The sequence below is a fragment of the Deinococcus cellulosilyticus NBRC 106333 = KACC 11606 genome (genome assembly GCF_007990775.1).
In the GTDB taxonomy this organism is placed as follows: domain Bacteria; phylum Deinococcota; class Deinococci; order Deinococcales; family Deinococcaceae; genus Deinococcus_C; species Deinococcus_C cellulosilyticus.
The window spans coordinates 33,086-42,294 of the sequence record NZ_BJXB01000038.1 but is presented as its reverse complement, the minus strand read 5'-3'; the positions used below and the strand labels follow the sequence as shown (position 1 = coordinate 42,294).

At 56.0% G+C, this 9,209-nt stretch carries 9 protein-coding genes; 5 read left to right on the top strand and 4 right to left on the bottom strand.

Going from position 1 to position 9,209, the window contains the following annotated elements; genetic code table 11:
* Positions 1 to 612, top strand: a 612-nt coding sequence (locus tag DC3_RS25760; RefSeq protein WP_246130816.1) for a DinB family protein, incomplete at its 5' end; no start/stop codon positions are given.
* 3 nt (positions 613 to 615) lie between these two features.
* Here the strand turns inward: DC3_RS25760 and DC3_RS25755 are convergent.
* Positions 616 to 822, bottom strand: a complete 207-nt coding sequence (locus DC3_RS25755; protein ID WP_146890477.1) for a hypothetical protein — start codon at positions 820 to 822, stop codon at positions 616 to 618.
* 378 nt (positions 823 to 1,200) lie between these two features.
* A complete protein-coding gene (locus tag DC3_RS25750; protein WP_146890474.1) occupies positions 1,201 to 2,637 on the bottom strand; it encodes a hypothetical protein in 1,437 nt (478 codons plus the stop codon).
* 167 nt (positions 2,638 to 2,804) lie between these two features.
* Here DC3_RS25750 and miaB point away from each other — a divergent pair, with 167 nt between their 5' ends.
* From miaB to DC3_RS25730, 4 genes are all read left to right on the top strand, one after another.
* Entirely contained in the window at positions 2,805 to 4,157 is a 1,353-nt protein-coding gene (gene miaB, locus DC3_RS25745; protein ID WP_146890470.1) for a tRNA (N6-isopentenyl adenosine(37)-C2)-methylthiotransferase MiaB, read from the top strand.
* Between the two features lie 118 nt (positions 4,158 to 4,275).
* A complete protein-coding gene (locus DC3_RS25740; protein ID WP_146890467.1) occupies positions 4,276 to 4,635 on the top strand; it encodes a response regulator transcription factor in 360 nt (119 codons plus the stop codon).
* The gene (locus tag DC3_RS25735; RefSeq protein ID WP_146890463.1) at positions 4,614 to 5,789 is read left to right on the top strand and encodes a HEAT repeat domain-containing protein; all 1,176 of its coding nucleotides are present in this window, start codon (positions 4,614 to 4,616) and stop codon (positions 5,787 to 5,789) included. The genes DC3_RS25740 and DC3_RS25735 overlap by 22 nt, the downstream gene beginning before the upstream one ends.
* Before the next feature lie 56 nt (positions 5,790 to 5,845).
* Positions 5,846 to 7,237, top strand: coding sequence for a glycosyltransferase family 2 protein (locus DC3_RS25730; protein ID WP_146890460.1), 1,392 nt, complete (start codon positions 5,846 to 5,848; stop codon positions 7,235 to 7,237).
* A 48-nt stretch (positions 7,238 to 7,285) separates the two neighbouring features.
* Here the strand turns inward: DC3_RS25730 and DC3_RS25725 are convergent, their stop codons facing one another.
* Positions 7,286 to 8,437, bottom strand: a complete 1,152-nt coding sequence (locus DC3_RS25725) for an amidase (protein ID WP_146890457.1) — start codon at positions 8,435 to 8,437, stop codon at positions 7,286 to 7,288.
* 50 nt (positions 8,438 to 8,487) lie between these two features.
* On the bottom strand, positions 8,488 to 8,940 hold the full coding sequence (locus tag DC3_RS25720; RefSeq protein ID WP_146890454.1) for an LEA/WHy family protein: 453 nt from the start codon (positions 8,938 to 8,940) through the stop codon (positions 8,488 to 8,490).
* Between the last annotated feature and the right edge of the window lie 269 nt (positions 8,941 to 9,209).

The following is a 9,209-nucleotide window of genomic DNA, read 5'->3' as shown; positions in this document are numbered from 1 at the left end:
TCGTTCAACAGAACTCAAAACCAACCCCGGACTTCGGTCCGGGTTTCGTTTTTTTATGCGCTGGAGCATCAAGGGGAACCTGAGTGCTCCAGCGTTTTGCTTTTGGTCGGTTTTGCTGGTGGATTGCAGTACATTGAAACCATGAACCAGGACCTGAAGCTTTTTTATCAGATGGTGAAAAACACCCGTGCAGGTGTTTTGGACTGGCTGGAATCCCTGCCCCAGAGCACTTTCCTTCAGGAGCATCCAGATTTCGCCTTTGGAAGCCTCAGGAACATCTACCTGCATATTGCAGACACCTACCTTGGCTGGGTGGCAGAGGCTGGACTGGGCCATGCAGGTCGAGTTCTGCAGGCTGACAGTGCCAGAGACCTGCGCCAGATTTTCAACTGGGTGGATGACGCTGTGCACCAGGCCCTGGAGACCTTCACTGCCCCAGACGAACCCAGAACAAGAACCCTGCTGGGACCCCTGAACCACACCCAGCGCTGGCTGATTTTGCACCCCATCACCCATGAGTTTCACCACAAGGGGCAGGCACTGGCTCTGGCCCGCATCCTGGGGCATCCCCATCCTGGCAGTCCAGACACCGACCTGGTGCCTCCGGTCTGAAAATCAGTTCTGGGCAGGGCTGTTTTTAAGCAAACGCAAAGCAGCCGTCAATTGCTCTGTCAGGACCCATGAACTGAGTCCTGCGGGATATTCCAGATACACAATTCCTGCAGCATCCAGGGTGTCCTGCTCCTGCGGGTTCAGATGCCGCTGCAGGTCAGTGAAGTCTTCCAATAAGCTGAGATCTCGAACGAATACAGAGTGGGGCATTGTGTTCACCGTAGGGTGAGCTTAAATCTGGGGGGGATGTCGGGGGGTTGTCAAAAAAGGTAGGGGTTTTCACGTAGTGTTACAGCTTTTACAGCTGTTTTTGTCAAAAATGATTGATTCGCAGTATTTTGACAATTTGGGGGGTAAAAGCTGTAACGTCGACAGTGAGAAAAGAACCGAGCATTCATGCTCGGTTCTTTGTTGGTCGCTTAACACCAGCCACAATGTCCAGTGGTTCCACCGCCGTCAAGTTTTGTGATGTCTTGAGAAGGTACAGATGCACCACAGCTGCAGAACACCAAAGCAAGGATTCCGATCCAGAGAGAGAATTTCTTCATGCCTTCAGCATAAGTTTCCCTTGCGAAGGAAAGCAGATTTTTACGTTACAAGTTTCTCAATGATGGGTTGGTAGATGACTGGTGGGATGCCCAATGACTCAAGAGCATGTCGATGTCGGTGTGCTTGTGGACGCTGATCAATGGGGATCTGACCGCCTGCAAGAAGCTCAAGCACATGCTTGGTCATAAATTCTTTTGGGTAGGTTTTGACTTTGGTTCCTGCCCGTCGGGCTCCACTGGAAGTGACCACCACAAAATCTGCAGTCATCTCCTGCAACTGGGCAGAGTCTCTGGCCAACAGATACATTGGGACTGGGGTAAAGCTGCGCATCCACCAAATCAGCCAGTTTCTTTGCCCGGAGGGCAAAGCTCTGAACTGTTGACCCATGGTTTGGAGTGCACATTGCACCTCTTCGCCTTTGGGCAAATGAGGAAGATTCGCATGAATTTGTACAAAGTTGGCAAAGTACACCATAGCCATCAGCCCTACACCGGTTTGGGGGTATTTGAATCCGCCTCTGAGCGTTTCCAATGCTTTTGCATCATGGTTCATGCTCATTGCAAGGGCGAGAACAGATTGTCGTAAAAACCCCAAAATCTCCTTGTTGTCTGTGCCAGCCAGATCTCTGATTCGTCTGAGCATCCCCTGTCTCTTTTGTTGATTTTCGATGACGTGGAACAGAGGAAGCTTGATGTTGAATTCGCGGGTTAAAGCCTGCAGTTCAGAGAGAAGAGGAATCAGCAATGGAGTTCCTGCAGAAGGGAGCGAAACCCTTTCATGAACCACATCAGGGTTTCTCAGGACTTTTAAAGTCTCCTTGGACCACCTGGGCAACCAGACCGGACTGATCCCTTCAAACCAACAAATCAAAGTGGCGTAGTGGGCTGCCCCAGAATGCACCGGGGTGTTTTCAGGCGTGGTTCTGATGACCTCGCCGAATACACTTGCAGCAAGAGAGAGGTTGCCTGCGTACAATTGTCGCCAGCCTGACTCATAGTTCACGATGTCCTTGAAACGTTTGCACTCTAGAATTTCTGCGATCTGGGCTGCCTTCACAAACAGACCTGCAGCTTCCTCGCGTTTCAAGGTGCTTGCTGCAATTCCGAGATTCAAATAAGCGCGGAATTTTGCTTCCAGCTCCACAAGTCTGGAAGTCAGTGGCCAATCTGGTTTGAAATTTTCCAGCACACAACGTAATGTTTCATCATCCCCAAGACTGATCAAATAGCTGTAATAGAAGGCTTTGCAAAGTGGACAGTGGCTGTGCTGGTACACCAGAGCTGTGGACTCTTCAAGCTTTCCTTGCATTCGCACAATAACGGACATTCGTGCATCTCGCACACTGCTTTGAGGCAATTTTTTCAGTGCCTCCAAAAGCTCCTCGGTTTTTCTGGTGTGTTGAACTTGTGTAAAAAACGTATCCCACTGGACAGGGCAGAAGATCAATTCTTGAAGTTCTTCGCTGTTGGGGATCATTCCCTTATGGTACAGCGTTTTCCTGAAATCAGGAACTCCTGTACACGCGGGAAATCCCTGATGCCTTCATGTTTCCCCATCTGTGAGCTGGGGTTTTTTGCCCTGAATACCCTGTGTAGTACACTGGAAAAGTTGACCTTTCGGGGTCCCAGAGGAGCAAGCAGAGTATGGCAAGAGCGCACATCATCACTTATGGCTGCCAGATGAATGAGTACGACACCCATCTGGTGGAATCCCAATTGGTGGCCCTGGGCATGGACATGGTGGATTCACCGGACCATGCCGATCTGGTGCTGCTGAACACCTGCGCAGTGCGTGGGAAACCCGTGGACAAGGTTCGGACGGTTCTGGGCCTCCTCAGAAAAGAGAAGCAGAAACGCAACCTGGTGGTCGGCATGATGGGCTGTCTGGCCCAGCTTGAGGAAGGCCAGCAGATTGCCCGCAAATTCGAGGTGGATGTCCTGATCGGCCCGGGGGCCATTCTGGACATCTCCAAGGCCCTGGAGAACAACCAGAGGTTCTGGAGCCTGCAATTCAAGGATGAACTGCATGATTTCATTCCTCCGGCTCCGGTGGATAAACTGCAGGCCCACCTGACCATCATGCGGGGATGTGACCACCACTGCACCTATTGCATCGTGCCCACCACCCGTGGTCCCCAGGTGTCCCGCCATCCAGATCTGATCATGAAGGAACTGGACATGCTGCTCGCTGCTGGCGTGCAGGAAGTGACCCTGCTGGGTCAGAACGTGAACAGTTACGGCATCGATCAGGGCAAGCGGGTTCCTGGGGTTCCCAGCTTTGCTGAACTTCTGCGTATGGTGGGTTCGAGTGGCATCAGGCGGGTGAAATTCACCACCTCCCACCCCATGAACTTTACCGAGGATGTCGCTCAAGCCATGGCCGAGACCCCTGCCGTGTGCAATTACGTGCATCTGCCTGTGCAAAGCGGCTCGAATCGGGTGCTGCGCCGCATGGCCCGTGAGTACACCATCGAGAAGTACCTGGAGCACATCGCTGCCGTGAAGAAGTGGATGCCCGATGTGGTGCTGGCCACCGACATCATTGTGGGTTTCTCTGGAGAGACCGAGGAGGACTTCCAGCAGACCATGGACCTTTTTGATGAGGTGGGTTACGACCAGGCGTACATGTTCGCCTACAGTGCCCGTCCCGGGACACCGAGTTACAAGCACTTCGATGACATGCCCCGTGAGGTCAAGATTGAGCGCCTGAAGCGCCTGATCGACAAGCAGAAAGAGTGGGCGCTGAAGAAGAACGCTGCTTTCGTGGGCCAGGATGTGGAGGTGCTCCTGAGGGGCGACGCCACCGATCCCAGCCTGCTTGAGGGTCACACCAGAGGCAACCACCCCACTTTTGTGCCCAAAGTGCCCGGATACGACAAACCCGGCATTTACACGGTGCGGATCAGTCACTCCACCCCGCACAGCATGTTCGGGAATTTTGTCGACGCCCAGGGCCAGGTCCTCCTTCCCGTGAAGGCCTCTGCTGCCAACGCATAAGGACAGATGAACATGAACGTGCGCTCCTTTGTGGGGCGCACGGTTTTTTTACCTGACGATCCTCACTAGAATAAGAAGGATTGGGGGTGCTGTTTTGCCGGACAAAGGACGCATCTTGGTGATTGAAGACGAAACGGTGCTGCGCATGATGCTGCAACGCCTGCTGGTGTCGCAGGGGTATGAGGTGCTGATTGCAGACCGCTTCCAGACCGCTGAGCAGCAGATCCGGGAGCAGCAGAAGGCCGATCTGGTGCTGATGGACCTCAACCTTCCCGGAGGCACAGGTTTCGACCTGATCCGCCTGATTCGCGATTCCTGGGGGGTCCCGGTGATCGTGCTCTCGGGCATGAAGCAGGAGAGCAGTGTGGTGCGTGCCCTGGAGGAGGGGGCTGTGGACTTCATGCAGAAGCCCTTCAGTCCGCAGGAACTGATCACCCGCCTGAAGCGGTACATGCCATGTGGCGACGTTTCGGCCTAGCTAGCCTGAGTTTGCTTGCCACCGCCATTGTGGTGGTGATTCTGGGGACGCTGGGTGGGCTTTCCTATGTGCTCCTGACCCCTGAACTGAGCAAACAACCCGATCTGATTTACCAGGTGCTGATCTATTGCGTGGGAGGGGGCTTCATTGCCATCCTTTTCACTGCGCTGTACGAGACCTTCTATTTCGCTTATACCGAGACCTTGCAGCGTCGCGTGCAGGCCGAGCAGGAGCAGTGGTCTGAAGTCTGGTTTGCGGTCCTCTTTGAGGATGCCCCTTTGCCTGCAAAAGTGAATGAAATGGGGGCGGACACCCTGATGCTGCTCAAAGAGTCCCTGAAAGGGGAGGCGTCTGAACGCATCCGGGAAATTTATGCTGCGTGTGGCCTGCTGGAGCGGGACATGCAGGCCATGCAGGGCTGGAACCTGCTGGAAAGGCGGGTGAGGGTGCTGGAACGCTGGGCCGTCCTTGCCGATGCCCGCACCCATCCTGTGCTGGTCGAGTACTGCCTGAACGCCAATCCTGAATTGCGCCGTCTGGCCCTGCTGTCTCTGGCCCGTTCCATGAGTTTCTCGGAGGTGGGTCCAGCGCACGTGGCGGTGACCTTCGAGCGGCTTCTCAACCTCGACAGGTTCGGTTCGGGCTGGATTGAGCAGGTGCTGGTGCTGCTGGGTCAGGGCTCGGTCAAACTCATTCAGGACATCCTGGTCCGGTTCCCGGACATCATGAAGCTGCGTGCCCTCAACGCCCTGGTTCGTCTGCGGCTGTGGGAGTGCCTGCCAGAGTGTTTGCCCCTCTTGCGCTCTGAGAACCCCGACATGCGGGCTTCGGTCCTGAGGGTGTTCTCGGGATTGCAGTATGTGCCAGAGGAGGCCATAGAGGATGTGCTGGCCCTTCTGAAAGACCCGGTGTGGTTTGTGCGCTCCCAGGCGGCTCTGGCCTGTGCAGGAATCAGTGGGGAAGAGGCTGTCTCCAGACTGTACGAGGCCCTGGCCGATGAAGCCTGGTGGGTGCGCCACAACAGTGCAGAAGTGCTTTCCCAGAAAGGCCCTGAAGGCGTAACCACCCTGCAGAAAGCTGCAGAGGTCCATCCAGACCGCTATGCCAGAGACACTGCCTCCCAGCAACTGTTTGCATTGCAATTGAGCCACTGATCTTTTTCTGTTCTGATTTCCCAGCTGCTTTTGATTTCCCATCCAGAAGGTGAAAAATGACCCTGCTGAACATCCTCGAAGTTTTGATTCTGGTGTATTTCGCTGTGCTCAACAGCATCTATGCGGTGAGCGTGCTGGTGGCCTCACGGGTGATGGTGCTGCAGGCCCGCAGGGGCGAGCGGGTGATTTTGAAGACCTATCTGGAACGGGAGTATTACAAGCCCATCAGTGTGCTGGTTCCCGGCTACAACGAAGAGCCGACCATTGCCGCCTCGGTGCACTCCTTTTTAAATCTGCAGTACCCGGAGTTTGAGGTCATTGTGATCAATGACGGGTCCAAAGACAAAACCATGGAGGTCCTGATCGAGGAGTTCCAGCTGGAGCCCACCATTGAATACCCTTCCAGGGTCCTGCCCACCCAGGAGGTGCGGGGCCTGTACCGCTCTCCGAAGCACCCCAACCTGCTGGTGATCGACAAGGCCAACGGGGGCAAAGCCGATGCCCTCAATGCCGGGATCATCTACGCCACCAAGCCCCTTTTCTGTGCCGTAGATGCGGACAGTCTGCTGGAAGCCGAGGCCCTCCTCAGGGTGGCCCGCCAGTTTCTGGAGGACGATTCTCTGGTGGCGGTGGGAGGCACCATCCGCGTGCTGAACGGAGCCGATTTTCAGGGGGACGTGGTGGAAACCCTGCATGCCCCGAGAACCTGGATGGAGCGCATCCAGGTGGTGGAATACACCCGTGCTTTTCTGGCAGGACGCTCCACCTTCAGTGAACTGGGGGTCCTGCTGATCATTTCAGGGGCGTTCGGACTGTTTTCCCGCAGGGCCGTGCTGGATGTGGGCGGGTACCGCACCGACACCGTGGGAGAGGACATGGAACTGGTGGTCCGCCTGCACCGCCAGATGCGCGAAAAGAAAATGCCCTACAGCGTGCGCTACATGATGGACCCCATCGCCTGGACGCAGGTCCCCAACGACTGGGGCACCCTGAAAAGGCAGCGCAACAGATGGCACCGGGGCCTGATGGAAACGCTGTGGCGTCACCGGGTGATGTTCTTCAACCCCAGGTACGGACGCATCGGCTTTTTCAGCATGCCTTTCTACCTGTTCTTTGAGGCCATGGCCCCCCTGATTGAGGTTTTTGGTTACGTGTTCATGCTGTACCTGACCGTCACCGGACAGCTCAACATGGTCTTTGCCATTGGTTTTCTGGTGATGGCCCTGCTGTACGGGGTGCTGGTCAGTGTGGCTTCACTGGGCATTGAGGGCTTCATGGTGAAGCGTTACGCCAGCCAGAAAGATCGGGCCAGAATCATGATGGCCACCCTGGTCGAGCAGGTGGGCTACCGGCAGATTCTGGCCTGGGAACGGGTGAAGGCTTTCGTGGACCTGTACCGCAAGAAGGGCCAGTGGGGCTCCATGACCCGTCAGAAGATCACGCGCTAAACCTCTCCCCCAGGGAGAGGAAAGCAAGTGGAACGAGAGAGGAGAGGGTCACCCCAGCTCTGCACACAGCCCAAGCAGGCGGGTGTCCTCTCCGTGGGGCATCATGATCTGCACCCCGACGCTCAGGCCGCGCAGGGGAAGCGGAACACTCACCACTGGAATGCCGAGCAGGCTCCAGGGGCTGGTGATGCGCAAGAAGGCCTGACGGAGGGGCACCTTTCCTTCGGGGAGGTCCAGGCTGTCCTCTCCGAGGAGAGGGGCAATGCAGGGCACGGTGGGAGCAATCAGCACGTCATAGCGGTGAAAGAGACCCTTCAGGTCCTGCCTGACCATGTTGCGTTCTTTCATGGCTGCGAGGTACTGCACTGCTGTGATGGCCCGACCCTGTTGCAACAACGCCAGTGTGCCTTCACTGAAGCCTTTTTCCTCACGCTCCAGTGCTGCACGGTGGGTGAAGGCGGCTTCTGCAAGAACGATGGTGCCGTAGGTGCTGGTCGGGACCTGAAAATCAAAGAGCTCCACCTGCGCTCCCAGCCGTTGCAGCTTGTGGGAGTAATTCTCGGTGGTCTCCCACACTTCTGGAGACACCCAGTCCCTGATGTTCCAGAGGCCCACCTTGATGCCCTTCCAGGACAGGTGCAGGGGGCGTTCTCCCAGAATGGCCTGATGCACCAGTTGCAGCATGTGAATGTTGCGAGCGAAGGTGCCCAGGTGGTCGCAGGTGGTGCTGAGGGGCAGGACCCCCTGGGTGCTGTAGAGGTTGTAGGTGGGTTTGAACCCATACACGCCACACAGGGCTGCAGGAATGCGGATGCTGCCTCCGGTGTCGGTTCCCAGGGCAAAATCACATTCGCGGGTGGCCACTGTGATGGCGGCCCCACTGCTGCTGCCACCAGAGATGCGGTTGGGGGAGAGGGGATTGAGGGCCTGTCCGGCCACGGGATTCATGCCCATGATGCCCAGTGCAATTTCATGCATGTGGGTTTTGCCAATCAACGTGGCTCCGGCCAGCAGGAGCTTCTGGGTGACCGGGTTGTCCGGGACATGGGGCAGGGGGGCCTGGGTGCTGGCCCTGAGCGGCCAGGGGGACACACCAATGAGGTCTTTGACGCTGAAAGTGAGCCCTTTGAGCAAACCGGTGCTGCTTTTCTGCAGGGGTTCTGCGGGGCGGTGGGCCCAGGCGTGCAAGTCCATGTCCATATGGTTCCAGCATAACAAATCCACCGTTGCCGGGCGGTGATTTTGCGGTTTCAGGGAATGGACTTCGTCTGGAAACTTCCCTGAAAGAGCGTGTGGTCCTGAATGGCAGAAAGGCCACTTCCGGAGTGCAGGCGGTAGTGGGCATCAAAACGGAAGGTGTGGGTCCGCTCAGGCTTGAAGGAGGCTGGAAGGGGAGCCCGGGTCTGAAGGGTCGTGGAACTTGAACTGCTGGCTGGGATGCTCAGGTCCTGCACCTGCACCTCATGGCTGACCTGTCCATCCACAATCCATTTGCCTGCAATGTCCTGCAAGGCGATGGGGAATGGATTGGGATTGATGACCTGCACCTGCACATCAAAAAGGAGCCCTTCACCTGTGTGCTGGACACTGGATTTCAGCACTTCCATCGCTGGGATGCGAACCAGACCTGGAGCAGCAGGACTGCAGCAGGTCAGGAAGAGCAAGACCCCGGCAAGAAGGCCTTTCGAGAGCATGAATGACATAAAAGCAGTTTAGCTGCAGAGGATGAGCGTTCAAGGGAGTCTGGGCCACCTTGATTCAGATTCTGTCTCCAAATGTAATAAAAAGGAAAATATTGACGTTCCTTTACAATTCCCAACAGAAATCTGTAGGGTTGCACCAGTAAAATAGAGGCATAGACTTTGCAGCCATGCTGCAGGGGCTCCATCCCCATTCATTTCAAGGGACCTTCTCTGGAAGGTCAGTCGCAAGACCGCTGTTGGCTTTGCAGAAGGCAACAGGGGGAAGATTT

Bases quoted from the DNA above. Each gene is read 5' to 3' on its own strand.
- DC3_RS25755 (WP_146890477.1), bottom strand. From the start codon at position 822: ATGCCCCACTCTGTATTCGTTCGAGATCTCAGCTTATTGGAAGACTTC.
- DC3_RS25750 (WP_146890474.1), bottom strand. From the start codon at position 2,637: ATGATCCCCAACAGCGAAGAACTTCAAGAATTGATCTTCTGCCCTGTC.
- miaB (WP_146890470.1), top strand. From the start codon at position 2,805: ATGGCAAGAGCGCACATCATCACTTATGGCTGCCAGATGAATGAGTAC.
- DC3_RS25735 (WP_146890463.1), top strand. From the start codon at position 4,614: ATGTGGCGACGTTTCGGCCTAGCTAGCCTGAGTTTGCTTGCCACCGCC.
- DC3_RS25730 (WP_146890460.1), top strand. From the start codon at position 5,846: ATGACCCTGCTGAACATCCTCGAAGTTTTGATTCTGGTGTATTTCGCT.
- DC3_RS25725 (WP_146890457.1), bottom strand. From the start codon at position 8,437: ATGGACATGGACTTGCACGCCTGGGCCCACCGCCCCGCAGAACCCCTG.
- DC3_RS25720 (WP_146890454.1), bottom strand. From the start codon at position 8,940: ATGTCATTCATGCTCTCGAAAGGCCTTCTTGCCGGGGTCTTGCTCTTC.